The 26,862-nt window shown below is 61.9% G+C and carries 31 protein-coding genes, 1 tRNA gene and 2 riboswitches; of the genes, 15 read left to right on the forward strand and 17 right to left on the reverse strand.

Going from position 1 to position 26,862, the window contains the following annotated elements; translation table 11 throughout:
- Positions 1–9: 9 nt before the first annotated feature.
- A complete protein-coding gene (gene gcvT, locus ATY75_RS18180) occupies positions 10–1,146 on the reverse strand; it encodes a glycine cleavage system aminomethyltransferase GcvT (protein ID WP_088938651.1) in 1,137 nt (378 codons plus the stop codon).
- A gap of 78 nt (positions 1,147–1,224) precedes the next feature.
- Positions 1,225–1,306: riboswitch (glycine riboswitch) on the reverse strand.
- Positions 1,307–1,309: 3 nt separating this feature from the next.
- A riboswitch (glycine riboswitch) is annotated at positions 1,310–1,399 on the reverse strand.
- A gap of 158 nt (positions 1,400–1,557) precedes the next feature.
- Here gcvT and ATY75_RS18185 point away from each other — a divergent pair.
- Both ATY75_RS18185 and ATY75_RS18190 read left to right on the forward strand, forming a co-directional pair.
- Positions 1,558–1,938 (forward strand): hypothetical protein, encoded by a 381-nt coding sequence (locus ATY75_RS18185; protein ID WP_088938652.1) that lies wholly within the window; start codon positions 1,558–1,560, stop codon positions 1,936–1,938.
- A 71-nt stretch (positions 1,939–2,009) separates the two neighbouring features.
- Positions 2,010–3,026 (forward strand): copper chaperone PCu(A)C, encoded by a 1,017-nt coding sequence (locus ATY75_RS18190; protein WP_088938653.1) that lies wholly within the window; start codon positions 2,010–2,012, stop codon positions 3,024–3,026.
- A 74-nt stretch (positions 3,027–3,100) separates the two neighbouring features.
- Here the strand turns inward: ATY75_RS18190 and ATY75_RS18195 are convergent, their stop codons facing one another.
- Positions 3,101–3,367: a hypothetical protein gene (locus ATY75_RS18195; RefSeq protein ID WP_088938654.1), complete on the reverse strand. Its 267-nt coding sequence runs from the start codon at positions 3,365–3,367 to the stop codon at positions 3,101–3,103.
- A 121-nt stretch (positions 3,368–3,488) separates the two neighbouring features.
- Between ATY75_RS18195 and crcB the strand changes: the two genes are divergently transcribed.
- From crcB to ATY75_RS18230, 7 genes are all read left to right on the forward strand, one after another.
- Positions 3,489–3,866, forward strand: coding sequence for a fluoride efflux transporter CrcB (gene crcB, locus ATY75_RS18200; RefSeq protein ID WP_088938655.1), 378 nt, complete (start codon positions 3,489–3,491; stop codon positions 3,864–3,866).
- A 94-nt stretch (positions 3,867–3,960) separates the two neighbouring features.
- Positions 3,961–4,953 (forward strand): RluA family pseudouridine synthase, encoded by a 993-nt coding sequence (locus tag ATY75_RS18205; RefSeq protein WP_088938656.1) that lies wholly within the window; start codon positions 3,961–3,963, stop codon positions 4,951–4,953.
- Positions 4,950–5,603, forward strand: a complete 654-nt coding sequence (locus ATY75_RS18210; RefSeq protein ID WP_088938657.1) for an HAD-IA family hydrolase — start codon at positions 4,950–4,952, stop codon at positions 5,601–5,603. Before ATY75_RS18205 ends, ATY75_RS18210 begins: the two co-directional genes overlap by 4 nt.
- A 9-nt stretch (positions 5,604–5,612) precedes the next feature.
- Positions 5,613–6,398, forward strand: coding sequence for an ATP12 family chaperone protein (locus tag ATY75_RS18215; protein WP_088938658.1), 786 nt, complete (start codon positions 5,613–5,615; stop codon positions 6,396–6,398).
- A gap of 67 nt (positions 6,399–6,465) precedes the next feature.
- A complete protein-coding gene (locus ATY75_RS18220; protein ID WP_088938659.1) occupies positions 6,466–6,924 on the forward strand; it encodes a hypothetical protein in 459 nt (152 codons plus the stop codon).
- A 51-nt stretch (positions 6,925–6,975) separates the two neighbouring features.
- Positions 6,976–8,508, forward strand: coding sequence for an acyl-CoA carboxylase subunit beta (locus ATY75_RS18225; RefSeq protein WP_088938660.1), 1,533 nt, complete (start codon positions 6,976–6,978; stop codon positions 8,506–8,508).
- Between the two features lie 140 nt (positions 8,509–8,648).
- The gene (locus tag ATY75_RS18230) at positions 8,649–9,041 is read left to right on the forward strand and encodes a DoxX family protein (protein WP_064838580.1); all 393 of its coding nucleotides are present in this window, start codon (positions 8,649–8,651) and stop codon (positions 9,039–9,041) included.
- A 41-nt stretch (positions 9,042–9,082) separates the two neighbouring features.
- Here the strand turns inward: ATY75_RS18230 and sugE are convergent, their stop codons facing one another.
- The 9 genes from sugE to ATY75_RS18275 form a co-directional block, all read right to left on the reverse strand.
- On the reverse strand, positions 9,083–9,397 hold the full coding sequence (sugE, locus tag ATY75_RS18235) for a quaternary ammonium compound efflux SMR transporter SugE (protein WP_064838579.1): 315 nt from the start codon (positions 9,395–9,397) through the stop codon (positions 9,083–9,085).
- A 163-nt stretch (positions 9,398–9,560) separates the two neighbouring features.
- Complete coding sequence (locus ATY75_RS18240; protein WP_088938661.1) at positions 9,561–10,025, reverse strand: YaiI/YqxD family protein; 465 nt, start codon at positions 10,023–10,025, stop codon at positions 9,561–9,563.
- A 10-nt stretch (positions 10,026–10,035) separates the two neighbouring features.
- Positions 10,036–10,506, reverse strand: a complete 471-nt coding sequence (locus ATY75_RS18245; protein ID WP_088938662.1) for a GNAT family N-acetyltransferase — start codon at positions 10,504–10,506, stop codon at positions 10,036–10,038.
- Between the two features lie 138 nt (positions 10,507–10,644).
- Entirely contained in the window at positions 10,645–10,965 is a 321-nt protein-coding gene (locus ATY75_RS18250) for a hypothetical protein (RefSeq protein WP_088938663.1), read from the reverse strand.
- A gap of 6 nt (positions 10,966–10,971) precedes the next feature.
- The gene (locus ATY75_RS18255; protein WP_088938664.1) at positions 10,972–12,099 is read right to left on the reverse strand and encodes an S-(hydroxymethyl)glutathione dehydrogenase/class III alcohol dehydrogenase; all 1,128 of its coding nucleotides are present in this window, start codon (positions 12,097–12,099) and stop codon (positions 10,972–10,974) included.
- Positions 12,100–12,190: 91 nt separating this feature from the next.
- Entirely contained in the window at positions 12,191–14,200 is a 2,010-nt protein-coding gene (locus ATY75_RS18260; RefSeq protein WP_088938665.1) for an acetyl/propionyl/methylcrotonyl-CoA carboxylase subunit alpha, read from the reverse strand.
- Between the two features lie 122 nt (positions 14,201–14,322).
- Entirely contained in the window at positions 14,323–15,027 is a 705-nt protein-coding gene (locus ATY75_RS18265; RefSeq protein ID WP_088938666.1) for a hypothetical protein, read from the reverse strand.
- A gap of 97 nt (positions 15,028–15,124) precedes the next feature.
- Positions 15,125–16,081, reverse strand: coding sequence for a DMT family transporter (locus tag ATY75_RS18270; RefSeq protein WP_190241378.1), 957 nt, complete (start codon positions 16,079–16,081; stop codon positions 15,125–15,127).
- A 98-nt stretch (positions 16,082–16,179) separates the two neighbouring features.
- Positions 16,180–16,264, reverse strand: a tRNA-Leu gene (locus tag ATY75_RS18275).
- 181 nt (positions 16,265–16,445) lie between these two features.
- On the opposite strand from ATY75_RS18275, the gene lipB reads away from it, so the two are divergent.
- Both lipB and ATY75_RS18285 read left to right on the forward strand, forming a co-directional pair.
- Positions 16,446–17,165, forward strand: coding sequence for a lipoyl(octanoyl) transferase LipB (gene lipB / locus ATY75_RS18280; RefSeq protein ID WP_088938668.1), 720 nt, complete (start codon positions 16,446–16,448; stop codon positions 17,163–17,165).
- 154 nt (positions 17,166–17,319) lie between these two features.
- Positions 17,320–17,964 carry a methyltransferase gene (locus tag ATY75_RS18285; protein ID WP_065092345.1) on the forward strand — a complete coding sequence of 215 codons (645 nt, stop codon included), beginning with the start codon at positions 17,320–17,322 and terminating at the stop codon, positions 17,962–17,964.
- A gap of 58 nt (positions 17,965–18,022) precedes the next feature.
- Here ATY75_RS18285 and ATY75_RS18290 read toward each other — a convergent pair whose 3' ends face one another.
- The 3 genes from ATY75_RS18290 to ATY75_RS18300 form a co-directional block, all read right to left on the reverse strand.
- Positions 18,023–18,388: a hypothetical protein gene (locus tag ATY75_RS18290; protein ID WP_065092344.1), complete on the reverse strand. Its 366-nt coding sequence runs from the start codon at positions 18,386–18,388 to the stop codon at positions 18,023–18,025.
- A gap of 326 nt (positions 18,389–18,714) precedes the next feature.
- Complete coding sequence (locus ATY75_RS18295; protein ID WP_088938669.1) at positions 18,715–19,245, reverse strand: BON domain-containing protein; 531 nt, start codon at positions 19,243–19,245, stop codon at positions 18,715–18,717.
- A 114-nt stretch (positions 19,246–19,359) separates the two neighbouring features.
- Positions 19,360–19,854, reverse strand: coding sequence for a peptide deformylase (locus ATY75_RS18300; protein WP_065092343.1), 495 nt, complete (start codon positions 19,852–19,854; stop codon positions 19,360–19,362).
- 242 nt (positions 19,855–20,096) lie between these two features.
- Here ATY75_RS18300 and mgtE point away from each other — a divergent pair, with 242 nt between their 5' ends.
- Positions 20,097–21,512 carry a magnesium transporter gene (mgtE, locus tag ATY75_RS18305; RefSeq protein ID WP_088938670.1) on the forward strand — a complete coding sequence of 472 codons (1,416 nt, stop codon included), beginning with the start codon at positions 20,097–20,099 and terminating at the stop codon, positions 21,510–21,512.
- A gap of 64 nt (positions 21,513–21,576) precedes the next feature.
- Positions 21,577–21,969, forward strand: coding sequence for a MerR family DNA-binding transcriptional regulator (locus tag ATY75_RS18310; protein ID WP_064838566.1), 393 nt, complete (start codon positions 21,577–21,579; stop codon positions 21,967–21,969).
- Here ATY75_RS18310 and ATY75_RS18315 read toward each other — a convergent pair whose 3' ends face one another.
- Both ATY75_RS18315 and ATY75_RS18320 read right to left on the reverse strand, forming a co-directional pair.
- Entirely contained in the window at positions 21,970–22,980 is a 1,011-nt protein-coding gene (locus ATY75_RS18315; RefSeq protein ID WP_088938671.1) for a DUF1624 domain-containing protein, read from the reverse strand.
- Complete coding sequence (locus tag ATY75_RS18320; RefSeq protein WP_065092341.1) at positions 22,980–23,744, reverse strand: DUF599 domain-containing protein; 765 nt, start codon at positions 23,742–23,744, stop codon at positions 22,980–22,982. Before ATY75_RS18320 ends, ATY75_RS18315 begins: the two co-directional genes overlap by 1 nt.
- A 194-nt stretch (positions 23,745–23,938) precedes the next feature.
- Between ATY75_RS18320 and ATY75_RS18325 the strand changes: the two genes are divergently transcribed.
- A complete protein-coding gene (locus tag ATY75_RS18325) occupies positions 23,939–25,342 on the forward strand; it encodes an L-serine ammonia-lyase (protein WP_064838563.1) in 1,404 nt (467 codons plus the stop codon).
- A gap of 164 nt (positions 25,343–25,506) precedes the next feature.
- On the opposite strand, the gene ATY75_RS18330 is transcribed toward ATY75_RS18325, so the two are convergent.
- Positions 25,507–26,364, reverse strand: a complete 858-nt coding sequence (locus ATY75_RS18330) for an NAD(P)H-binding protein (RefSeq protein ID WP_088938672.1) — start codon at positions 26,362–26,364, stop codon at positions 25,507–25,509.
- A 135-nt stretch (positions 26,365–26,499) separates the two neighbouring features.
- On the opposite strand from ATY75_RS18330, the gene ATY75_RS18335 reads away from it, so the two are divergent.
- Entirely contained in the window at positions 26,500–26,826 is a 327-nt protein-coding gene (locus ATY75_RS18335) for a helix-turn-helix domain-containing protein (RefSeq protein ID WP_088938673.1), read from the forward strand.
- Positions 26,827–26,862: the final 36 nt, after the last annotated feature.

Genomic DNA, 26,862 nt, shown 5'->3' on the forward strand with positions numbered 1-26,862 from the left:
GGAAAAGGTTTAGCGTTTGTAGGTCGGCGTGACGAAGGGCAGTGCGCTGACGGTGATCGGCAGATATTTGCCGCGCACCTCGGCGTAGACGAGCGTGCCGGCCGCAGCATGCGAGACCGGGACGTAGCCCATGGCAACGGGGCCTTCGACGCTGGGGCCGAAGCCACCCGAGGTGACTTCGCCGATTTCGAGCTTGCCCTGGGCATCGGCATAGAGCTTGGCATGGCCGCGCACCGGCGCCTTTCCCTCAGGCTTCAGGCCGACACGACGGCGGGCGGCGCCGTTTTCGAGTTCGGACAGGATGCGGCCGGAGCCCGGGAAGCCGCCGGCGCGTGCGCCGCCCGCGCGTCGCGCCTTCTGCATCGCCCATTCCAGCGCCGCCTCGACCGGTGAGGTGGTGGTGTCGATATCATTGCCGTAGAGGCAGAGGCCGGCTTCCAGGCGCAGCGAATCGCGCGCGCCGAGGCCGATCGCCTGGACATCGGGATGCTCGAGCAACCGCATGGTGACATCCTCGGCCTTATCAGCCGGGACCGAGATTTCGAAACCATCCTCGCCGCTATAGCCGGAGCGCGAGACCAGACAGGAAACGTCGTGCAGCCGGCAGTGACGCACATCCATGAATTTCATCGACGCGACATCGGCCCAGAGTTCGGCGAGAACCTCGACGGCGCGCGGTCCCTGCAGCGCGATCAGCGCGCGGTTGAGAAGGGTGATGTCGCACGTGTCGCCGATATGGGCCTGCAGATGGGCGAGATCGGCTTCCTTGCACGAGGCGTTGACGACGACGAAAAGATGGTCGTCGACATGGGTGATCATCAGATCGTCGAGGATGCAGCCGCTGTCGTCGGTGAAGAAGCCATAGCGCTGGCGGCCTTCGGCAAGACCCAGGATATCGACCGGCACCAGGCTTTCGAGCGCCAGCGCGGCGTCCTCGTAGCTGCCGGATTTCGCCTTCACGATGACCTGGCCCATATGGGAGACATCGAAGAGGCCGGCTTCGGTGCGGGTATGAAGATGCTCCTTCATCACGCCGGCGGGATATTGCACCGGCATGTCGTAACCCGCAAACGGCACCATGCGGGCGCCGAGCTGGAGATGCAGGGCATGCAGCGGGGTTTTCTTCAGCGCAGCAGTATCGTCCAAAAGACGCCTCCGGGGTTTGCGCCTTCTTCACGAAAGGCGCGGGCTCAAATCTGAAGGCGCGGCTGCGCACTTCTCTCCTGAGCCCCCTCTGTCCTTGACGCCTGAGATTGTTATCCCTTCGGCGAGCGTTTCGAGAACGCTTCTCTCCAGAGTTCCGTCTGCCCCTTGCTGGTCCTTTTGCCTGAGAGTTTCCGGGGCGGTTGCTCCTTCGGCACCGGTGGCGACAAGCACCGGATTCTCCCAACAAGGTTGGCGCAATTATCCGGCGGCCGCGGCACTTGGCAAGCGGCAAATGTCGTCGCCGAACAAATTTTTGTCGCCTTATTCCAATCAGGCCCTAAACTGCGGCAAATCTGCTTTTGCATTCGGGGGCGAAACCGGCTATCGCGGCTTGCTGTCGAAGGGGATCTCATGCGGCCGACCGGACTGAAAGCGACGCTCTTTCTGCGCATGTTTTGCGCATTGAGCTTGGCTTTGCTCGGCCTTGCCCATCAGGCGCCGCAGGCTGTCGCGTCCGAAAGTTACGATGCGAGCGCCTATGTGCTGCCTGACGGTACCTTCGCCTCGCTCTGCATCACGGTCAAGGATGCCGACGGCAAGAGCGTCGCCTTCAAGCCGACTTGCGAAGCCTGCCGGCTCTCGGCCTCCGTCGTCCTGCCGGCGCCGGATGCGGGCTCCTGGCTCGAGCGCAAACTCGCCTCGCTGATCAACGCGCCCGCCGAGGCGTTCACCTTTACCGGCGCGCGAGCCGTCAGCCGGCCGAATTCCCGCGCGCCGCCCGTCCTCGGCTGATCTGCCTTCGCAACCCATGATGCAGCATGCCGGTCCGCCCGAGAGAGTTACGGCCGGCGAGGAGATATCCGATGAAGATTAGCAAGACATTTGGCAAGACATTCGCGCTTGCCGCCCTTCTTTCCGCGACCGCCATTGCCGGCGCCGAGGCGCATGTGACCTTCCTGGACAAGGAGGCGACTCAGGAAAGCACCATTCTCGCCACGCTGCAGCTGCCGCATGGTTGCGACGGCAAGGCGACCACTGAGGTGCGGGTCAAGCTGCCCGAAGGTTTCGTCTTCGCCAAGCCGCAGCCGAAGGCCGGCTGGGAGTTGGAGGTGATCAAGGGCGACTACCAGAAGACCTACGACAATCACGGCGACAAGGTGAAGACGGGCGCGGTCGAGATCCGCTGGAAGAACGGCAATCTTTCCGACGATTTCTATGACACCTTCGTCATCCAGGGTAAGGTATCGGGTGTCGAAGCCGGCACCTCGCTCGCCTTTCCGGTAACGCAGATGTGCGGCGACACGGTCGAGGCCTGGGATCAGGTGGCGAAGGAAGGCGGCGACGCCCACGGGATGAAAAGCCCGGCGCCGCTGTTGAAGGTCGTTGCCGGCGAAGACCATGGTCACGGTCATGACGACATGGCCGGCATGGATATGTCCGGCAAAACCGGCATGGATATGAGCGGTATGGGTGCCGCGGCGCCGGCCGGCGAAGCGGTCAAGGCCGGCGATCTCGAAGTCTCCGGCGGTTTCGCCAAGGCGATGCTGCCTGGCCAGCCGGTCGGCGGCGGCTTCTTCACGGTGAAAAACAACGGCCAGACGGATGATCGGCTGGTGTCGGTGACATCGCCCGCAGCCGGCGAGGTTCAGATCCACGAGATGGTGACGAAGGACAATGTCATGCGGATGCGCCAGCTGAAGGACGGTATCGCCATCGCTGCCGGCCAGACGCTCAAGCTCGAGCCGGGCAACCTGCATCTGATGTTCCAGAAGGTGAAGACGCCGTTCAAGCAGGGCGATACGGTGCCGGTGACGCTGACTTTCGAAAAGGCCGGCAAGGTCGATCTGGTGCTGCAGGTGCTGTCGGCGCAGGGCAAATAAGCGCGCTCGGATCGAAACAGCAAAGCCCGCGGCTGTGATCGCAGCCGCGGGCTTTCATTTTGGGGGCGGTTGCCTCAGACGTCTTCGTAGGATTGCAGCGCCTGCTTGAGGCCGGCCTGCGGCTGGCGGTTGCCTTTGGCCATCAGGTCGAGCGCCACCTCCGTCGACTGTATGATGTTGGAGGGCTCCTCGACCTGGTCGGGGCTATCGGCCTTCAATTGCCGGTCGGCAATACGGCGCGCATCGCGGGCGGCGGTGCTGGTCGCGACACGCTGGGGAATCCTCAGCGATTCGAAGGCAACGGCAGCGGTGTTGGCCGATATGGACAGGAGCTGGGTCATGCCGTCAGCGTATCGGCATGACCTTGGCGCCATCATAAGAAAATCATCGGCATTTTACCGGATGGTAAGAATCCGCTCCGCGATGATTGGAATCCCCGCGGAGTTGCGATAGATCCGGCGGATGATCCAGGCTCTTCTCGTCGCCGTCGGCGGCGCCATCGGTTCCCTTCTCAGATATTATGTCGGCCAGTGGACCCTCAGGACCATGGGCCCGGCCTTTCCTTGGGGTACGCTTGCCGTCAATGTCGTCGGCTGCTTCGTCATCGGCGTCTTCGCCGAGCTGATCGCGCGCCGGTTCAACGCTTCGGTGGAGCTGCGCCTGTTGCTGATCACCGGCTTTCTCGGCGGGTTCACCACCTTCTCGGCCTTCTCGCTGGATGCGATCTCGCTGTTCGAGCGTGGGCAGGCGGTAGCCGGCGGCCTCTATATCGTCGCCAGCGTCGGGCTGTCGATGGCCGCCGTCGTGGCGGGCCTTGCCGTCATGCGCGCTTTGGCCTGATTTCTTTTCCGGTTTCCGTTTTGCGAGAAAATGCTCTAAAGGCTGCGGCAAGAACGCCGGCTTGGCCCGTGCTGCAATTTCCGAAAGATTTTTTATGGCTGGCATAGAACATATCAAGGTTGAAGCCGACGAAGCGGGCATGCGGCTCGATCGCTGGTTCAAACTACATTTTCCCGGGCTCGGCTTCGGCCCGTTGCAGAAGCTCCTGCGCTCCGGCCAGGTGCGCGTCGACGGCGGCCGTGTCAAATCGGATGCGCGGGTGCAGCCCGGCCAGACGGTACGGGTGCCGCCGCTCGATGTCGATGCGAAGCTGAAATCCGGACCGATCGCCGGCAAGGATCTCAAGCATTCCTCCGATTTCGAGCTCCTGTCGCGCATGGTGCTGCATGAGGACGACAAGGTGATCGTGCTCAACAAGCCGCCCGGCATTGCGGTGCAGGGCGGCTCCGGCGTGGCCCGGCATATCGACCAGATGCTCGAAGCCTGGACCAGCCCGAAGGGCGAAAAGCCGCGGCTCGTTCACCGCCTCGACCGCGACACTTCAGGTGTTCTCGTCATCGCCCGCACCCGCGGCGCCGCACAGAAGCTGACCGCCGCCTTCCGCGAGCGCGACACCAAGAAAACCTATTGGGCGCTGGTCAAGGGCGTGCCGCGCAAGCACGAGGACAAGATCTCGACCTGGCTCGTCAAGGAACCGACAGCCGATGGTGACCGCATGCGCATCGCCAGGCACGGCGAGGACGGCGCCGACCATGCGATTTCCTTCTACCGCGTGGTGGAGACGGCGGCGCAGAATCTCGCATGGCTTGAGATGGAGCCCTATACCGGCCGCACCCACCAGCTGCGTGTGCATGCCCTGCATATCGGCCACCCGATCATCGGCGATCCGAAATATTTCGACGACGATCCGAATTGGGATTTTCCGGGCGGCGTCCAGAAGAAGCTGCATCTGCACGCACGCCACATTGACATCCCGCATCCATCGGGCGGCCGCCTGCGCGTCAGCGCGCCGCTGCCGCCGCATATGGTGCAGACCTGGAACCTGCTCGGTCTCGACCTTGCCGGCGCCGAAAGGGACAGCGAATGAAACTCGCTCTTTTCGATTGCGACGGCACGCTGGTCGACAGCGCCGGCCTAATCCACGAAACCATGCGCCGCACCTTCGAAAAGTTCGGCAAGCCGGAACCGCGATTTGAGGACACCAAGGCCATCATCGGCCTGTCGCTGGATATCGCGATTGCCCGCATGCAGGGCAGGCCGCATGTCGAGCAGGAAGATATCGAGATGACGGCGCATTACAAATCGCTGTTCTCGGTCGTGCGCCAGGATCTCGACTACCGCGAGCCGCTATTTCCCGGCATTCGTGAGATGATCGACGCGATTACCGGGCGCGAGGATCTGCTGATCGGCGCGGTGACGGGCAAATCCAGGCGCGGACTGAACCTGGTGATGGAGACGCACGGCTTCGACCGATATTTCACCGTTGCGCGCACCGCCGACGATTGCCCTTCCAAGCCGCATCCGGCGATGGTGACGGAATGCTGCGACGAAACCGGCATGAATGCGGCGGATGCCATTGTCATCGGCGATGCGATTTACGATATGCAGATGGCAAAGGCTGCCGGCGCCAAGGCGATCGGCGTTGCCTGGGGCTATGCCAGCGTGGACGAGCTGATCGCCAACGGCGCCGATGCGATCGCCTATCATCCGAACGAGATATTGCGCCATTTTTCCTGAGGTAGTGCCATGCGTGATCTGCTGAACGATCTTTCCGAAGGCCTGAGCCATCCCGATCCGATCCGCCGGGCGCAGATCCAGATGAAGAAGCCGTTGCCGAAGCGTTTCTACACCGCTGTCGACGTTGCCGAGCACGAGGGCGGTTTTGCCATCACGCTCGATGGCAAGATGGTGCGCACGCCGGCGCGCCAGGTGCTCGCGGTTCCAACGCAGGCCTTGGCGCAGCTTGTCGCGGCCGAATGGCGGGGGCAGGGTGAGGAAATCGATCCCATGACGATGCCCATGACGCGGCTCGTCAACACCGCGCTCGACGGCATTACCGGCAACACACAGGCTATCCTTGAAGATATCCTGCGCTTTTCCTCGAGCGACCTGATCTGCTACCGCGCCGATGGGCCGGAACTGCTGGTCGAGCGCCAGGCCGAGCGCTGGGACCCGGTGGTCGACTGGGCGGCGAACGATCTCGGCGCCCGCTTCATCCTTGTTGAAGGCGTGATGCCGCGAGAGCAGCCCCGCGAGGCGACAGCCGCCTTCGCCGTCACGCTCGCCAGATATGATAACCCGATCGCGCTCGCCGCACTCCACACAGTCACCACGCTCACTGGTTCGGCGATCCTGGCGCTCGCCTTCGCCTGCGGCCGGGTGACGGCTGAGGAAACCTGGTCGCTTGCGCATCTCGACGAGGACTGGACGATCGAGCATTGGGGCAGCGACGAGGAAGCCGAGGAGCGGCGGGCCAAGCGCTTTGCCGAGTTCAAGGCGGCGACCGACGTTTTTTTCGCCCTAAGCGCCTGAAACATATTGCCTTCCCCGCCATTATAACGAAGTCTGCGACTCCAACGGGGTTGTGCGGGATTTTGCAATGAATTGGCTGAGGTCGTGTTTTTGCCAGGCCGCACTCGTCTGTGTCGCGCTGACGGCCTGCGTCAGCCTCTCGGGCACGAAGCCACCGGCGCCGGTCTATGATGTGCGCAGCGCCGTCGTCGTCTCAGGCCCGAACATGCCGGCCGAACTGCTTTCCGGCATCAACGACCGCGTCAACGCCGCGATCAACGCCACGGTGCGCGACACGGTGCTGCCGCGAGTGGTGCTGACGATCCGCGTCGTCGCCATCGAGAAGGGGCTCGGCTTCCAGAAGGACCGCAACATCGCCAAGGTCAGTATCGACGCAGCCTCCGTCGAGGATGGCTCGGTCATCGCCGTCAGTGCCTTCGACGTGACCAGCATCGCCGCCGATCCCAAGCTTGCGGATGAGATCCTGGCCGAGGACGTCGCGGCAAGGATACGCTCGGTTTTCTCGCTCAGCGGGCGTGGGCTCTAAAGCATGTCGCGGTGATAACGACATGCTAGAAATAAAGGCGAGGGAGATCGCATGAAGGAAATTCTCGAAGAACTGGAACGGCGCCGCGGCGTCGCCCGCCTCGGCGGCGGCAAGGCGCGCATCGATGCCCAGCACAAGCGCGGCAAGCTGACGGCGCGCGAGCGCATCGATCTCTTTCTCGACGAAGGCTCCTTCGAGGAGTTCGACATGTTCGTCGAACACCGTTCCACCGATTTCGGCATGGACAAGAGCCGTGTCGCCGGCGACGGCGTCGTCACCGGCTGGGGCACGGTCAACGGCCGCACGGTATTCGTCTTCGCCAAGGACTTCACCGTCTTCGGCGGCTCGCTTTCGGAAGCGCATGCCGAGAAGATCATGAAGGTGCAGGACATGGCGCTGAAGAACCGCGCGCCGATCGTCGGCATCTATGATGCTGGTGGCGCCCGCATCCAGGAGGGGGTGGCCGCTCTCGGCGGCTACGCCGAAGTGTTCCAGCGCAATGTGCTCGCCTCCGGCGTCATCCCGCAGATCTCGGTGATCATGGGTCCTTGCGCCGGCGGCGACGTCTATTCGCCTGCCATGACCGATTTCATCTTCATGGTGCGCGATACCTCCTACATGTTCGTCACCGGGCCCGACGTGGTGAAAACGGTGACCAACGAGACGGTAACCGCTGAGGAGCTGGGCGGCGCGAAGGTGCATACGACGCGCTCGTCGATTGCCGACGGCGCCTATGACAATGACGTTGAAACGCTGCTGCAGGTGCGCCGGCTGATCGATTTCCTGCCGCTTTCGAACACGGCGCCGCTACCCGAAATCGAATGTTACCAGTCGGTGACAGAGGTCGACATGTCGCTCGATACGCTGGTGCCGGCCAGCGCCAACAAGCCATACGATATCAAGGAACTGATCCGGAAGGTGGCGGACGAGGGAGATTTTTTCGAGATCCAGTCAAGCTTTGCCGGCAATATCGTCTGCGGCTTCGGCCGCGTCGAAGGCTCCACGGTCGGTTTCGTCGCCAACCAGCCGATGGTGCTGGCCGGCGTGCTCGACAGCGATGCCTCGCGCAAGGCGGCGCGCTTCGTGCGCTTCTGCGACTGCTTCAACATTCCGATCGTCACCTTCGTCGACGTGCCGGGATTTCTGCCGGGCACCGCGCAGGAATATGGCGGGCTGATCAAGCATGGCGCCAAGCTGCTGTTTGCCTATGCCGAGGCGACGGTCCCGAAGCTCACCGTCATCACCCGCAAGGCCTTCGGCGGCGCCTACGACGTGATGGCGTCGAAGCATCTGCGCGGCGACTTGAACTATGCCTGGCCGACGGCGCAGATCGCCGTGATGGGCGCCAAGGGCGCGGTCGAGATCATCTTCCGCAAGGACATCGCCAATCCCGAGAAGATCGCCGAACATACGAAAATGTACGAGGACCGGTTCCTTTCGCCCTTCGTCGCCGCCGAACGCGGTTATGTCGACGAGGTGATCATGCCGCATTCGACCCGGCGGCGGCTGGCGCGGGGGCTGAAGATGCTGCGCAACAAGGATCTCGCCAATCCGTGGAAGAAACACGACAACATTCCGCTCTGAGATTTGGCCGGTGAATAAAATCATCCGTTCAACTGTTTACCTGCTGTCGAAAAAGTGAACGGCCGTCAGCGATCCGTGTGTTCAATCCCTGTCGGGGACCGGCTAACGCTCGGCTGCATTGTTTTAAATGGAGAGGTTTTATGTCAAGTTTCGAGCGTCTTTCTGCCTATCGCCCCTACGGGTTGGCCGCTCTCAGAATCATCACCGCGCTGCTGTTCATCGAACACGGGACGATGAAGCTTTTCAGTTTCCCGATTCCGGCGATGGAGGGCTCGCTGCCGCCGCTGATGCTTTTCGCAGCCCTTCTGGAACTGGTCGGCGGCATCCTTATTCTCGTCGGCCTGCTGACGCGTCCCGTCGCCTTCGTGCTGGCCGGCCAAATGGCGGTCGCCTATTTCATGGCGCATGCGCCGCGTAGCTTCTTCCCCGTTGTCAATGAGGGCGATGCCGCGATCCTGTTCTGCTTCGTCTTCCTCTACCTGTTCTTCTCGGGTCCCGGCGCGTTTGCCGTCGATAACCGCAAGGCAGCCTGAGCAATAAACGAGGGGCGTTGTAGGCGCCCCTCAGCCTTATATCAGGCGGTGAGCTTGAGACCGGCGATGCCGCCGACGATCAGCATGATGCAGGCAAGACGGGAGACACTTGCCTCATCGCCAAGCAGCCAGATGCCCAGCAGCACGGTGCCGACCGTGCCGATACCGGTCCAGACCGCATAGGCGGTCCCGATCGGCAGGTGCTTCACCGCCAGGCCGAGCAGCACGATGCTGACTACCATGGATATGACGGTCAGCGCTGTCGGCAGCGGCCGTGTGAAGCCATCGGTGTATTTAAGGCCGATCGCCCAGCCACATTCGAAAAGACCAGCGAGAAAAAGCAGAAACCAGGCCATACGACTCTCCTTGTTCAAGAGCGAGGCCGTCCCCGCGACGGTTGCATCCGGAAGATGCCGCAGTCGTCTGCGATGACGTCTATATGCGAGAGGAGACGGCGGACTTCAAGGTAGGAATCGACATGGCTGCCATGCCACCCGTTTCTTGCCGGCCTGAGCGGGATTACTTCCCACCAGCGTCGGCGGAAAGGCTCTTGGCGCGGCGGCAGAGGCGGTCGAAGGTCTCGAGGAAGCGCGAGCGGTCTTTCGGGCTGAAGGCGGCGTTGTAACCCTTGCTCTCACCGGTTTCGCGCAAATGCGCGCCGAGATCGCGCATGGCGCTCGCCATGCCGATATTGGTCTCGTCGAAGACGCGGCCCGTCGGGCTGCTGACGAAGGCGCCGGTGGCGACACAGCGCACGGCGAGCGGCACGTCGGCGGTGACGACGATATCGCCCGGGCCGGCGCGCTCGGCAATCCAGTTGTCGGCGGCGTCGAAGGCGTTGGAGACGATGACGTTGTGGACCATCGGATCGCGCGAGGGGCGCAGGCCGGAATTGGCGACGAAGGTGACTTCGAGGTCGAGGCGCTCTGCCACCTTCAGCACTTCCGGCTTCACCGGGCAGGCATCGGCATCGACGTAGATCATGGCGATATCCTCATGCCGGCCGCGCCGCCTGTCTGACCATATCGATATGGGGAATGCCGTCTTCCAGATATTCCTCCGATGTCCTGACAAAGCCGAGGGCTTCGTAGAATCGCCGCAGATGGGCCTGCGCCGACAGGGCGATGGGATTGGCCGGATAAAGCCGTTCGCAAGCCATGGTCGCTTCGCTCATCAACGCATCGCCGAGACGCTTACCGCGATGGGCCGGCGAGACGACGACTCGACCGATCTTTACCGAATCCTGCGTATTGTGCGGCTTCAGCAGCCGGGCAGAGGCTAGCTGTTCCCCGCCGGAGAGCAGCCGCAGATGCAGGGCGTCGACATCCTTGCCATCGAGTTCCGGATAGGGGCAGCTCTGCTCGACCACGAAGACGTCGACGCGCATCTTGAGCAGGTCGTAGAGCTCCCGCGGGGAGAGCTCGTCGAGGCCCTTGAGGTCGGCCGTGTAGGGAATCGAAGCCATTGATAAAACCACGCCAGGGATCCTCCCGCCGGATGCGGGAGCTGTTAAGCTTTCCGTATATGTACGACAGAACGGCTGACTTCAAGAAAGGAAATGGTTGCTTCCGGATGCGGCCGGTTGCCTGCAGACCGGCTCGCCCTAGCGCAGATATTGACGAAAATTCAGGCCGTAGGCATGGGGATTTTGTCCTGGAGGCTGCTGTGGCTCGGTCGAGTAGACATAGACCCGTCCGGACGCTTCAAATCCCACGTCCCGGCCAATCCTCACGACCATATCAGTGGCCTGTTCGCTGTCGATCGCCCAAGCCTGCATGGAGAAAAAAGCTGCTGAACCGGCCGTCGTGCCGAAATCGACATTGGATGTGACGACCTCTCCGTCCGCAATGACGGCAAAATGACGGAAAGCCGTTTTCAACTTTCCGTATCGTAGCTTCAATCTCCAGTTCTTCAGGAAATCCATGTGTGGTCAGTACACGACCACGCCGCGGATGCTTTCGCCCTTGTGCATCATGTCGAAGCCCTTGTTGATGTCTTCGAGCGGCATGGTGTGGGTGATCATCGGGTCGATCTGGATCTTGCCCTGCATGTACCAGTCGACGATCTTTGGCACGTCGGTGCGGCCACGGGCGCCGCCGAAGGCGGTGCCCATCCAGTTGCGGCCGGTGACCAGCTGGAACGGACGGGTGGAGATTTCCTGGCCGGCGCCGGCAACGCCGATGATGATCGACTTGCCCCAGCCGCGGTGGGAGGCCTCAAGCGCCTGGCGCATCACCTTGGTGTTGCCGGTGCAGTCGAAGGTGTAATCGGCGCCGCCGATCAAGTCGCCATTGCGCTTGGTCAGATTGACGAGATGCGGCACGATGTCGTCGCCGACCTCCTTCGGATTGACGAAATGCGTCATGCCGAACTTTTCGCCCCAGGCTTTGCGGTCATTGTTGATGTCGACGCCGATGATCATGTCGGCGCCGGCGAGCCGCAGGCCCTGCAAGACGTTGAGACCGATGCCGCCGAGACCGAAGACGATGGCCGTCGAGCCGATCTCGACCTTGGCGGTGTTGATCACCGCGCCGATGCCGGTGGTGACGCCGCAGCCGATGTAGCAGATCTTGTCGAACGGCGCGTCGGGATTGACCTTGGCAAGGGCGATCTCCGGCAGCACGGTGAAATTAGCGAAGGTCGAGCAGCCCATATAGTGGTGGATCTTGTCCTTGCCGATCGAGAAGCGCGAGGTACCGTCCGGCATCAGACCCTGGCCCTGGGTCGAGCGGATCGCCGTGCAGAGATTGGTCTTGCGCGACAGGCAGGAATAACATTCGCGGCATTCGGGTGTATAAAGCGGGATGACGTGGTCGCCCTTCTTGACCGAGGTAACCCCGGGGCCGACATCGACGACGATGCCGGCACCCTCATGGCCGAGGATGGCCGGGAACAGGCCTTCCGGATCGGCGCCCGACAGGGTGAAGTCGTCGGTGTGGCAGATGCCGGTCGCCTTGACCTCGACCAGCACTTCGCCGGCCCTCGGCCCCTCCAACTGCACGGTCATCACTTCGAGCGGTTTTCCGGCGGCAACGGCTACGGCGGCGCGAACGTCCATTTTGACAATCTCCCTGACAATTTTATTGGGCTGACCTTGGCATGGCCGGTCAGCCGGGCTCAAGCGAAAACGGCCCGGCGGCCTCTTGCTCTCAGGCGAATTCCATGATCACGGCATCGACGGCCAGGCTTTCGCCGGCCGCGGCATTGATCTTGGAGACGACGAGATCGCGGTCGGCGCGCAGCACGTTTTCCATCTTCATCGCCTCGACGATCGCCAGCGTCTCGCCTGCCTTGACCTCCTGGCCCTCGGCGACCGCGATGGACACGACGAGGCCGGGCATCGGGCAGAGCAGCAGCTTGGAGGTATCGGGCGGCAGCTTCACCGGCATCAGCCTGTCGAGTTCGGCATGACGCGGAGAAAAGACTTTGGCGGTCACCGAAAGCCCCTGCCAGTCGATGCGCACCCCGTTGAGGACGGGGCGGATCTGCGCGATGATATCCCGGCCGCCGACCTTGCCGCTCCAGACGGGATCGCCGGGTCTCCAATCGGTGACAACGCTGTTGTTCTCGCCCTCTATCGCCATCTCCATATCGAAGGGGATGGTGACGAGGCCGTCGAGCAATTGGACGGCGACGTGGCTGTCGCCTGTCTTGACCACCCAGTGCTCGCGCAATGCGCCCGATGCGGCGCGCAGGCGATCGGCGAAACGCTCGCGCCGGTTCGTCTCGATCAGCGAGGCGGACAACGCAATGGCGGCCAGCACAGCCTCTTCCGTCCTGTCCGGTTTCATCGGCGCGAAGCCGTCGGGATATTCCTCGGCGATGAAACCGGTGGACAGCCGGCCCTCGCGCCAGCGCGGATGTTTCATCAGCGCCGACAGGAAGGGGACATTGTGTTCGATGCCGTCGACGACGAAGCCGTCGAGCGCCTGGCCCATGGCCTCGATCGCCTCCAGCCGCGTCGGCGCCCAGGTGCAGAGCTTGGCGATCATCGGATCGTAATACATCGAGATCTCAGCGCCCTCGAAAACGCCGGTATCGTTGCGGACCGTGACATTGCCGGTCCGGCCTTCGGCCGGCGGGCGGTAGCGCGTCAGGCGGCCGATCGAGGGCAGGAAGTTGCGGTAGGGGTCTTCGGCATAGAGCCGGCTTTCGATCGCCCAGCCGTCGAGCCTGATTTCTTCCTGGGCCAGGGCAAGCGGCTCGCCCGCGGCGACACGGATCATCTGCTCGACGAGATCGATGCCGGTGACGAGTTCGGTGACGGGATGTTCGACCTGCAGGCGGGTGTTCATTTCGAGGAAATAGAAGTTGCGGTCGCGGTCGACGATGAATTCGACGGTGCCGGCGCTCTGGTAATCGACTGCTCTCGCCAGCGCCACCGATTGTTCGCCCATCGCCTTGCGGGTTTTTTCGTCGAGGAAGGGCGAGGGCGCCTCTTCCGCCACCTTCTGGTTCCGCCGCTGGATCGAGCATTCGCGCTCGCCGAGATAGACGACGTTGCCATGCGCATCGGCCAGCACCTGGATCTCAATGTGGCGCGGCTCGACGATGAACTTCTCGATGAAGACGCGGTCGTCGCCGAACGAGCTCTTCGCCTCGGAGCGGGCGCGCTCGAAGCCGTCGCGCACCTCGGCCTCATTCCAGGCGATCCGCATGCCCTTGCCGCCGCCGCCGGCCGATGCCTTGATCATGACGGGATAACCGATGCCACCCGCGATCACTTCCGCATGGGCGGCATCCTCGATGACACCGAGATGGCCTGGTACGGTGGAGACGCCGGCGGCATTGGCGAATTTCTTCGATTCGATCTTGTCGCCCATCGCCATGATCGCCTTCGGCTTCGGGCCGATGAAGACGATGCCCTGCTTTTCCAGCTCAGCGCAGAAGGAGGCGCGCTCGGACAGGAAGCCGTAGCCCGGATGCACCGCCTCGGCGCCGGTCGCCTTGCAGGCGGCGATAATCTTTTCGGCAACCAGGTAACTCTCGGAGGCGGCGGCCGGGCCGATATGCACGGCCTCGTCGGCCATCTCGACATGCAGCGCGTCCCGATCCGCATCCGAATAGACCGCGACGGTCGAAATGCCCATGCGGCGCGCAGTCTTGATCACGCGGCAGGCAATTTCGCCGCGATTCGCGATCAGGATTTTCTTGAACATCGAGACTCCACCCAGAAATGCGTTCCGGAGTTTTACGCACAAAACACCGGAACGCACAATCAGGCTTGAGGAGTGGCAGGCTGAGGAGTGGCAGGCTTGAGGAATGGCAGGTTTGAGGAGCTTCAGGCGACGGCGGCTTCCGAGACGGGTTCCTCGTCGACGATGCGCAGCCAGCGGCTGCGCCGCGGCTCGGCATAGTCGCGCAGCTCGGCGGCAGCCATGATGCCGGCCCAGTGCGGATGATTGGCGCCGGGCAGCGTTGCCTGATCGATCTGCTGGAGCACGCCGTATTCGACCGACGAGACGGGGATGACACCGCCTTCGGCGATGCTGCGGAAGATGCGCATGGTGAAATCGACGTCCTGGCGGGTAATGCCCCGGCGGTCGACGGCGCGCGACAGCTTGTAGCCACCGATATTATCGGTGATCGCCAGGCGGAGCTGATCCAACGCCAGCGCTCTCAATTCACCTGGGACATCGGCTGAAATCTCCATGACGTGGAGAATGAGCTCGAGTTCCAGCGCCGAGTTGACGACACCGTCGGTCGTGAACATGCGCATGATCCAGGCGACGTTGATCTCATCGAGCGAGCCTTGCGGATAGGTGTAATGGACGATGAAACCGGCGAGCTGCTCGACGAAGAACGCGTTCCACGCGGCACATTTTTCAGGGCAGGAATTGTTGAGCGCCAACATCGCCACGACATCGTCGGATGTCCGGATGCCCTCCGGAAAGGCATGTTTGCGCAATAGGATTATATCTTCGGCCGTCAGCCGATGCTTGCCGGCCACGACACAGGCCGGGAAAGCGAGACGAAATTCGCTCATGTTTTAGCTCCAGGCTTCATCATGAAGCCGGAGACAGTTTTACCGTCTGCGAATTGACGATCCCTCAAGAAGCGGAGTTAATCCGATATTCCCGGGATCAGGAGGATTTTAGCGATCGCGCCTGCAGCCGCTCGCGCCAGATGATGAACAGGCCCGATGCGACGATGATGAAGATGCCGATCCATTTGGAAAAGCTCGGGAAATCGTTGAACAGCGCATAGCCGAGAACGGTCGCCGAGATGATCTCGAAATATTGGAACGGCGCAAGCAGCGACAGCGGTGCCAGCCGGAAAGCCCGGACGATCAGCATATGCGCATATCCGGAGATCGAACCCAGCGCGAGAAGCAGCACCAGACCAAGACCAGAGGCGGGCAGGGAGACGGCGAAATCGGCACTGCCGGAGCCGTTGCCGACGAGGAGAGCGGCGGCCATGAAGACCGTTCCGCCGATGCCGGCCATCGTCTGCATGGTCAGCGGCGAATCAGCCTCGCCGATGGCGCGGTTGAGAAAGAGATAGAGCGAGAACAGAAAGGCGCAGGCGACCGGCAGCAGCGCCTTCAGCCCGAAAATCTCGTAGCTCGGCTGAATGACGATCATCGCGCCGCCGAAACCGACGACGATCGCCATCCAGCGCCGCCAGCCGACTTTCTCGCCGAGGAAAAGCGCCGACATGGCCGTCAGCATGAAGGGCTCGACGAAATAGATGGCGAAGACATCGGCAAGCGGCATGTATTTGACGGCGACGAAAAAAAGCAGGCTCGCAGCGCCATGCAGCACGCCGCGTAGCAGGTTCATCCACGGACGTTTGGCCGAAAGCGCCTTCAGCCCGAAAAGGCCAAAAAGAATCGGCAGGGTGCAGGCGATCTGGAAGAAGAATCGGTAAAAGGTCACCTGACCCGGCGACATCGCCTCAAAGGTCGCCATATATTTGGCGATGGCATCCATGGTCGGCAGGATCAGCATGGCGCCGGACATGATCGCCATACCCTGCAGGGAGTTTTGATGGGCTGGATGCTCTGACATGGCGGCCGATTCGTGAGGGGATGACGCCATCAATCATGCGAAAGCCGGCCGATCAAGCCGAACAGGGGCAAATAGCGTCGAGGTGAAATCGAAATCGTCGCCTAGCGAGCGTTTCCCTGAAAAGGGAATGGTGCGGTCGAGAAGACTCGAACTTCCACGGGTTGCCCCACAGCGACCTCAACGCTGCGCGTCTACCAATTCCGCCACGACCGCATCGTGGTAGGTGCCGATTTGCGTCGGCGGGGCAGCATGTAGCAAAAGCATTTGGGGTGCACAAGGGCGATATGACAGTTTTTTTCAAAACCGGTCACAGCATTTGAATTGGCCCTGAAACGGGTCCATATAGGTCTCCTGCCGCCCCTTTTTTCAGGCATTTCGGGGAGGGCGGCAAGGAATGGCCATGCTTCGCACCGATCTCGAATTCTCCATGCTCCCGAATCCCGACGCCCGCCCGGTGCGCTGGCGCATCGCCGACGGCCTCGTTGCCTATGAGGAGGCCGTGGAGACGATGGAGCGCGAGGTGGCAAGGATATCGGATGGCGGCGACGAGCTCGTCTGGCTCGTCGAGCATCCGCCGCTTTATACCGCCGGCACCAGCGCCAAGGCCGGGGACCTCGTCCAGCCGGACCGTTTTCCGGTGTTTGCGACGGGGCGCGGCGGTGAATATACCTATCATGGACCCGGCCAGCGCGTCGCCTATGTCATGCTCGACCTGAAGCGCAGGCGCCAGGACGTGCGCGCCTTTGTCGCCGCCCTTGAAGATGTGATCATCCGGACGCTCGACATGATGAATGTGCGCGGCGAGCGGCGTGAAGATCGCGTCGGCGTCTGGGTGCGGCGGCCGGACAAGCCGTTGCTTGCGGATGGAACGATGACCGAGGACAAGATCGCCGCCCTCGGCATCAGGCTGCGGAAATGGGTGACCTTCCACGGACTGTCGCTCAACGTCGATCCCGATCTCGATCATTTCGGCGGCATTGTGCCCTGCGGGATCTCGGCCTATGGCGTGACCAGCCTGGTCGATCTCGGTCTGCCGGTGATGATGACCGATGTCGATATCCGGTTGCGAACCGCCTTCGAGGCGGTTTTCGGCGAAACGACGAACGAAAGCTGACGGCGATCGGACCTCAAGCTGCGGCACTCTGCAGTCAGGATCGGCAAAGCAACAACCGCCGCTCCTTCAGATCTGAGCGAATGCCTTAACCTATAATTAGCGACCACGCAGATATAGATTGCCGCAATCTTATGATGTGGAAGTCTTGCAAACTATGAAAAAACAGGCAGCGGCAAGCTGGTCATTTCTCGATATCCATTTCGTTCTGGATATCGTCGAAAAGGTCCTGATCTGCTATTTATTCGTTGCGATCGTCATGCGTATCTGGCCGCAGATGCAGGGCAACAGGGCGATCATCGATGGCCTGCTGATCGTTTCGGAAGGAGCTGCCGCCTTTCTGATCCTGACTCGCCGACCGACGAGGAATGCGTCGCTACGGGTCTATGACTGGACTGTCACCGCCATCGGCACGCTCTTTCCGCTGCTCGTCTCTCCAACGACGTTGGAGCCGCTTGCGCCGCTCTGGCTCTGTGGAATAGTGATGTGCCTCGGCTTCATCCTGCAAATATCGGCGAAGCTGGTATTGCGGCGAAGCTTCGGTCTGGTGCCGGCCAATCGTGGCGTCAAGATCGGCGGTCCCTACAGGTTTGTCCGCCACCCGATGTATGCGGGCTATTTGATGACGCATGTCAGCTTTTTCCTGGCCAATCCGTCGCTCTTGAATTTCGCCATCTATGCGGCGGCTCTTGCCGCCCAATGTTTCCGCCTCCTGGCGGAGGAGCGTCTTCTCAAGGAGGATCCTGCTTACGCGGCCTTCATGACCACGACCCGCTACCGGCTTGTTCCATTCGTGTTCTGAGGCGAAAAGAAGCAGATTGAAAAGAAAGGGCCGGTTACCGGCCCTTTCTTTTGTTGGATCAATGCGTGGCGCGGCACGCTTCGGTGCGGGAGGCGCCGCTGTCGGCACCCTTGGTGTGGGAGCCCTTTGGGCCAATCATGCTGTGGCATGGGGGCAGCGGAGTGATGCTCGCCGTTGCGGTCTTGTCGACGGCAGGGGCCGCCATAGCGCTCGGGGCGAATCCGTCGCTGTCATTGGTGTAGTCGCTGGAATAGGCCGGGGCCTTGTGGTTCGTGTAGTGAACTGGAGCAGGTTTGGCCACCGGGCTCGGTGAGAAGCCGTCGCTATCGTTGGTGTAGTCGTCCGAATAGGTCGGCTGGGCGAAGGCGGCGCCTGCAAGGCTGACGGCGAACAGGGACGCGGCAAGGGCGAATTTGATGCGCATGGGTCTATCTCCTCAATCTGCTGTTGAATTTCACAACACAAAACCAACCCCTGGCGCATCCGAGTTCGCGCCCCAATTCAGGCAATTTTGTGATGGCATAGCGGCGCAGCCGCGACCTTTTGTCCAAATGAAATCACAGTGTTGTCACCGAAATTGACGTTCGCGTTACGGAAGCCGCCTAAGCGTAATTCTAAAATATGGCTGGCAAACAGCCATATTGCGATGCAATCTGTAATTGTTAACTTTTGGTAATGTTGGGCAGGCGGCAGACAAAGGCGGCGGGGGGCATCGGCACCCTCCGCCGCTATTCGTATCGTCCGCGTGAATCAGTCTTCGTTCGGGATATGGGCGTCGACGCCGGTGAGTTGCAGTCTGTTGCGGACATGGCCGACGCCGTCGACCGAAAGCGCGCTGAGTTCGACCTTGCGGGCGATGCCGATCGTCTCCACCGAGCCTTCCAGGGTGATGACGTGCCCGTCGGCATGAACCTCGATGCTGTTGATGTCGACCTCGGGAATGGTTTCGAGATGATCGTTCACCCGCGCTTCGAGTTCGTCGCTTTCATCGCGGTCGATGGAGTCGGCCCGCAGTGAGTCTTTCAGGCGGTTCTCGTTGCCGTCTGCATCGATGCCGTCGATCCGGAAGCCTTTGTTGGGGTCGCTGTCGAAATTTGCCGCCGTCTCGCCATAGGGGCGGTTGGCCGGGTCGGCGCCGCTTCCGTCGGCATAGGGCCAGCCGTCGTCGAGATTGCGTTCCTCGAGGTCGCGATAATCTTCTTCACGGGAAAGCTCCGCCTTTTCATCAAAAAGCTTTGGACCTTCGCGTGAAATCGGGGGCTTGTCACCGATCCTTGCCATTGCAGTCGCTCCGTTTTGCTAGAGATCGCTGGGTTTCTTTGCGGGAGAACGCCAGCGGCGGCGAATGGTTCGGCGCGGGAGCCCATTTGTCAGCCCGATCGTCAGGCCTGGTCGTCAGGTTTGCGCCTTCTCCCATTTTTTCACGAGACGGTCGCGTTTCAGCCGCGAGAGGCGCTGCAGCCAGAAAATGCCGTCGAGCTGGTCGACCTCGTGCTGAATGCAGATGGCGAGGAAACCTTCGGCGACGTCCTCGTGCGGGCGGCCTGCGGCGTCCTGGTAGCGGAAGCGGATCGACCGGGGCCGGGTGACCTCGTCCGTCGCTCCCGGCATCGAGACGCTGCCTTCGGCATGGGGCATCGTCTCCTTCGAGAACCAGGTGATTTCCGGATTGACGTAGAGGCGCACGCCGTCGGTCTTGTCGAGCTCCAGCACCGTCACACGGCTGAAGACGCCGATATGAGCGGCTGTGATGCCGACGCCGGGGGCGGCGCGCATCGTCGTCAGCAGGTCGTCGGCAAGCCCGGCAAGCGACGAATCGAAGACTGTCACCGGCGCGCAGACGGTCTTCAGACCGGGATGCGGATAGCGCAGGATCGGGCGAATGGGCATGGGGCGATCTTCCTCGGCTCGGATGGGCGGCGAAACTATCGCCGGCCGCGGGCATTGTCATCAAGAGGCAGGTTTGCTGCTTTACGGCAGGGATGCTTTGGGCTAGCAGGAGCCATGAATTCCGACCGCGGGAACCTCGCGCGGGGATTTGCTTATCTGCTTGTTGACAATATGTTTTCCGCCGACATTCGCGAATGCGGCGCTGTAGTCGTTGAAATTCGAACCAGATGCGAGGGCGGCAGATGACGACGACCGATGGGGAAGAGCGCATCCGCAGGCGTCCCGAGGACGAGGGAGCCGATATCTACGACGAGGACGGCAATGTCCGCAGCGATTTCCTGGCGTTGGTCGGCGCCGCGATCGCCGACCGCGACACGCTGTTCCTGCGCCAGAATGTTGCCCGCCTGCATGAATCCGAAATAGGCGACCTGCTGGAATCGATCCAGCCGGATCAGCGCCTGGCGCTGGTGCGTCTGCTCGGCGAAGATTTCGACATGACGGCGCTGACCGAGGTCGACGAGGCGATTCGCCGCGAGATCGTCGACCAGATGCCGAACGAGCAGATTGCCGCCGCGATCGGCGATCTCGATTCGGACGATGCCGTCTACATTCTCGAAGATCTCGACAAGGAAGACCGGGAAGAGATCCTTGCGCAACTGCCGTTTACCGAGCGGGTCCGGCTGCGCCGGGCACTCGATTATCCCGAAAGCTCGGCCGGGCGGCGAATGCAGACGGAATTCGTCGCCGTGCCGCCGTTCTGGACGGTGGGACAGACGATCGACTACATGCGCGACGAGGAGGATCTTCCCTATTCCTTCTCGCAGATTTTCGTCATCGATCCGACCTTCAAGCTGCTCGGCGCCGTCGATCTCGACCAGATCCTGCGCACCAAACGGCAGACGAAGATCGAGCAGATCATGCGCGAGACCAACCATCCGGTGCCGGCCGAGATGGACCAGGAGGAGGCCGCCCAGCTCTTCGAGCAGTACGACCTTCTGTCGGCCGCCGTCGTCGACGAGAACGGCCGGCTGGTCGGCGTGCTGACCATCGACGATGTCGTCGACGTCATCCACGAGGAGGCGGACGAGGACATCAAGCGCCTTGGCGGCGTCGGCGACGAGGAGCTGTCGGACAATGTGCTGTCGACGGCGCGCTCGCGTTTCCTCTGGCTTCTGATCAATCTCGCCACGGCGATGCTGTCGGCCAGCGTCATCGGCCTGTTCGACGCCTCGATCGAGAAGATGATCGCGCTTGCGGTGCTGATGCCGATCGTCGCCTCGATGGGCGGCAATGCCGGCACGCAGACGATGACGGTGACGGTGCGGGCGCTCGCCACCCGAGATCTCGACATCTACAATGCCGGCCGCATCATCCGCAGGGAGGCCGGTGTCGGCATCCTCAACGGCATCGTCTTTGCGACGATCATGGGCTTGATCGCGGGCACCTGGTTCCACGACTATCAGCTCGGCGGGGTGATCGCGGCGGCGATGATCATCAACCTGATGGCGGCGGCCCTTGCCGGCATCCTGCTGCCGCTTTTGCTCGACAAGGTGGGCGCCGATCCGGCGATCGCCTCGTCGGTCTTCGTGACGACGGTGACCGACTGTACCGGCTTCTTCGCCTTCCTCGGCATCGCCACATGGTGGTTCGGCATCTGAGCGACCGACGAAATTGACTATTACGTAAAAGTCAATATTATTGCCGGTTCATGACGGGGAATACATGCTGGTGAACAAATTTTATAGCATAACGGAGCTGACGCGGGAATTCGGGGTCTCGACGCGCACGCTTCGCTTCTACGAGGACGAGGGACTGATCCATCCGGAACGGCGCGGGCGCACCCGTCTCTTCCGGCAGGCCGACCGACGGCTTATCGGGGAAATCCTCCGCGGCCGCCGCATCGGTTTCACCATTGCGGAGATCCGCGAGATCATCCAGGTCTACAAGGAGCCGCCGGGCGAACTCGGTCAGTTGAAGCTCCTGATGAAGCGCGTCGACGAGAAGCGCGATGACCTGCGCCAGAAGCGCAAGGATATCGACGACACGCTGGTGGAGCTCGACAATATCGAAGAGGCCTGCCTCGGCCGTCTCGCCGAAATCGGCGTCACCACCTGATCACTGCGGAGACGGTGGCGCAGGCTCGACCTCGGCGCTGCATTCGCCGGCGATCGTCTGGACCCGCTCATCCTTCTCGACGTCAATTTCGTTGGCCTGTAGCTGAGCCAACAGGTTTTGGCCCTGCAATTTCTCCAGCGTGCACTGGCAGAAGCTGCGGCAGAGCGCTTCTCCCTGTTGCATGACGCAAGTGGAGTTGCATTGCTTTAGGTAAGTTTCGGCCGGATCCGGCTGCGGCGGCGGGACGAGAAGGGACAGCCCGTAAGCGACGCCGATCAGCACCGGCTGGTGAATGAGGTAAAAGGCAAGGCTGTGGCGGCCGAGCCTTGCCGGCCACCAGGAACCGGTGCCGATGGCAGCAAGCCGATGCAGCAGCCTGGTTCTGATGGCGATCGAGGCAAAACTCAATCCAGCGAAAAACGGCGTCGCCCAGGGAAACAGCGGCACGTAATCGTTCGAGCGTTCCGGCATCGCGGCGAGCCCGATCCAGGCCAGATATCTCGGATCGAAAAAGGATGACCGCAGCAGCCCGGGCGGGCCGAAATTATCGGTCAACCAGGCGGCAAAGAGCGCCAGCGTGGCGATCAGCGTAAAGGCGAGCGGCAGCCTCAAAAAGACGATGCCGATCAGCGTCAGCACCGCGATGCAATGCAGGATGCCGAAATAGATCCACTCGTTCGGCATCGCGATGCGCGTCGCGATCGAGATCGCGGCGGCGGCTGCGGCAATCATGCCGAATCGCCTCCAGAAGGACGGCCAGCGGATCTCCGGCTTGCTCGACAGCACCAGGCTGATGCCGACGATGAAGAGAAAGGTCGTAGCGATCGCCCGGGCATAGATTTTCAGCCAGCCTGTCTCGGCCGTGCCAGGCGCGAGATAGCCCATGAACTCCATATCCCAGCTGAAATGGTAGCTCGCCATGGCGATCAGCGCGACACCGCGCGCCGTGTCCAACAGGCCGATGCGCGGCGGTGTTGCCGCCGCGTCGGCTTCGATTGTCGGCAATGTCATCACAGTCCCTCGGGCAAATCACGTCCGTCGCTCGACGGCATGTCGCGGCGGAGAGCGGAAAGGTGGAGATTCGATGGCGGACCGGCATCCATGATCGCCAGTCGCGCCTGCGAGAAGAATTGCCGCCGCGCCAGCACGAAGATGACGATCGCCGTCGTCATCATGAAGACATAGGGGTTGATGAACCAGCCGAGATAGCCGATCGACAGGAAGATCGCCCGGAGGCCCTCGTTGAAATTGCTGCCGGCAATGACATTCATGCGGATGACGCGTTCGGCGGCCCGCTCGGCGGCGATTATGTCGCCCTCGGCGTCGCGCAGCATCGGGATCGAGCCGAACAGGATGGTGCAATAGTTGAACAGCCGGTAGGACCAGCCGAACTTGAAGAAGGCATAACCGAAAAGTGCCGCCAGCCCGCCGACCTTCATCTCGAAGGCGGCGTGGCCGCCATGGAGGACGAAGGGCAGGTCGGCGAAGACGGCGTCGACCTTCTCCGTCGCCCCGAGCAAGGCGAAGCAGCTGCCGATCGCAAAGATCGAGGTCGAAGCGAAGAAGGCGGTGCCGTTCTGCAGGCCGGCCATGATCTGGGTGTCGATCATCTTCAGGTCGCGGCGCAGCGAATTGTAGATCCATTCGCGCCGCCGTTCGGTCATCGCATGGGTCAGGCTGGTGCGGCCGAAGAAGGTGCGGCCCTTCAGCAGCCAGGAATAGCCCATCCAGACACAGGCAAAGAAGGCCAGAGCGATATAGTCCGCCGTCGTCATCGGTGATTCAGTCTCCGCATGAAGTGCGGCCACCTTACATATGCATCGAAATGCTGCAATGACTGGTAAGGCGGGCCTCATCGTTTTAGTGTGCAGTCCCGATGTCGCACCGGCTGCATGCGATGTCGGTGGCCCGCGCGGATCGAAAACCGGCGTCGCTTAAGCTTGCATCCTCGTAATCAGAAGGCACATTCATGTTTCTCTCGGTATTCGATGTCTTCAAGATCGGTGTCGGGCCGTCGAGCTCGCATACGATGGGTCCGATGTCGGCCGCCAACCGGTTTCTCGCACTGATTCTGTCGGACGAATGGCCGCGCCCATCCACGGGTGCGCAGGTCGTCGCGATCAAGGTCAGCCTGCACGGCTCGCTTGCCCATACCGGCATCGGCCACGGCACGGGCAGGGCGGTCATTCTCGGCCTGATGGGCGAGGCGCCCGACAGTGTCGATCCCGACAGGATGGACGGCATCATCGATACGGTCGAGCGCACCGGCCGCATCACGCCCGAGGGTCATCCCGCCTATCAGTTCCAGCCGAAGACCGACCTGATCTTCGACAAGAAGCAGCCGCTGCCCGGCCATGCCAACGGCATGGTCTTTTCCGCCTTTGACCGGGACGGCCGGCTGCTCATCAAGCGCGTCTATTATTCGGTCGGCGGCGGCTTCGTCGTCACCGACACCGAATTGGAACAGATGCGGGCGAAGAAGAACGCGGCCGGCGGCACGCGCGTGCCCTATCCTTTCTCCACCGCGAAGCAGATGCTCGAGATGGCGGAGCGTTCCGGGCTGTCGATCGCGCAGATGAAGCGGGCGAACGAGGAGAGCCAGCGATCGCGCGAGGAACTCGATCAGGGGCTCGACCGGATCTGGGAGGCGATGCGCTCCTGCATCGAGCGTGGCCTCAAGGTCGATGGCATCATGCCGGGCGGCCTCAACGTCAAGCGCCGCGCCCGCAGAATTCACGACAAGCTGGAGGAGGAGTGGCGCAGCAACCGGGTCAACCCGCTGCTCGCCAACGACTGGCTCAGCGTCTATGCGATGGCCGTCAACGAGGAGAATGCAGCCGGCGGGCGCGTCGTCACGGCGCCGACCAACGGTGCGGCCGGGGTCATTCCGGCGACGATCCGCTATTACGAGCATTTCCACGAGGACTGGGACCAGGACGGCATCCGCGATTATCTGCTGACGGCTGCGGCGATCGGCGGCATCATCAAGCACAATGCCTCGATCTCGGGCGCCGAGGTCGGCTGTCAGGGCGAAGTTGGCTCGGCGGCGGCGATGGCGGCCGCGGGCCTTGCCGCCGTTATGGGCGGCACGCCGGAGCAGATCGAAAACGCCGCCGAGATCGCGCTCGAACATCATCTCGGCATGACCTGCGATCCGGTCGCGGGCCTGGTGCAGGTTCCCTGCATCGAGCGCAACGCACTCGGCGCCGTCAAGGCGGTCACCGCGGCTTCCCTTGCGGTCAAGGGCGACGGCCAGCATTTCGTGCCGCTTGACGCCTGTATCGAGACGATGCGCCAGACCGGCCACGACATGAGCGAGAAATACAAGGAAACCTCGACGGGTGGCCTTGCCGTCAACGTCGTCGAGTGCTGAGCTTGTAATGCCTGCTTAGGATGCGCTTACAGGGGAAGCCCGCGCACGTCGTCGAGGATCCGAAGTGATGCCCGGCAACCCCGTTTCCCGGCAGGGCACACGGTGGCGTGCGGCCTAAAAGAGGGGGCTGTGTCGTTGAGACAGACCCCTCGCGTGAAGCATCTTTACACGGTCAGTTTATTCAACCATTCAGCCGTCGTGCGTGGCGTCAGGCCCAGGCGCTGCTGAGCACTTTGCGTGATCTCGAAGCTGTGGTCGGATTGAGAGTTGATCGCGGTGTAGAAAGCCGCAATGCCGGCTGCGGCACCTTCACCCACGTACTGAGCTATGGACGCTCCGAACTGTTCAGGCGCAAGCGCGTCGTAAACGACGGTCTTTCCCAGATGGTCGGAAAACGCTTGCGCCAGATCGTGGCCTGTTATCCCCGGATGCTGACCGATGGCGATAACGCCGCCTATATCGATGCGATCGAACAGGTTATTGACCGCCTCCGCGACATCAAGATGGGAGGCCCACGAGACCGGAATATCCGCCCTCAGCGGGTAGCGCAACTTGTGCTCTGAACGAATTCCGCCAAGCATCAGCAACAGGTTTTCCAGAAACAGCCGGGGCGCTATAGCGACATGATTCAACCCTGCCTCCGCCAATTCCCTTAGGAGGGAGGGTATCGCGCCATCCCGAGGTTGCTGCAGAACGGAATTTGGCCGGTCGATGATATGACCGCTGGTTGAGATGACCACGCGGGGCGGACGCGCCTGTGCAAGTGCCGCTGCAATATTGCTTGCATATGTGCGCTGTTCGTCGGGTGAGCCGATGGGGAGGTGGACGAAGACACCGCTCGCCCGCTGGTAGAGACCCGTTATCTGCTCGATAGAATGATAGTCGGCACCAATGACCGGCGTACCGTCACCAAGCGCACCCGGTTGACGGCCGACGGCGACGACCGGTTTTCCGGAGGATTTCAAGGCCGCGAGAACAGGCCCGCCTTGGGCGCCAGATGCGCCATGGATAACATAGGTCACAGAGTGGATCTCCTGTACTTAGAGTGACGCGCGCGACCCCGTACCGTCTATGAACGGCAAATTGTGTCGGACGCTGCCCCGTGCTACAGGGAATGCATCAGTTACATCAAATGCACTATCGGGAAATTTTTACACGTGAGCACGAAACTTCCGGAATGCGGCGTGGCGCGGTTTCTAGTTCTCCTGGAAGGGCCCTGGGCAACGCTGATTGTGCGCGAGTTGCTTGCCGGCACGCGGCGTTTTAACGAACTGCGTGGCGCGCTTCCAGGGATCAGTCCTCATACCTTGACAAGTCGTCTGCGCAAATTTGAGACCTACGGGATTGTCACTCGCACGATCTACGCCGAAGTTCCGCCCCGGGTGGAATACGAACTCACCCCGTTGGGCTATGAGGCAAAGGCAATACTGGACGCAATGGCGGTATGGGCCGTCGCCGTTCCCGACCCTGCATCAGTCGAGTAAGAGCAAATCCCGATAGATCGGGAATATATCTGTCGC

The sequence above is a fragment of the Rhizobium sp. N122 genome, from assembly GCF_002211295.1.
GTDB lineage: Bacteria > Pseudomonadota > Alphaproteobacteria > Rhizobiales > Rhizobiaceae > Rhizobium.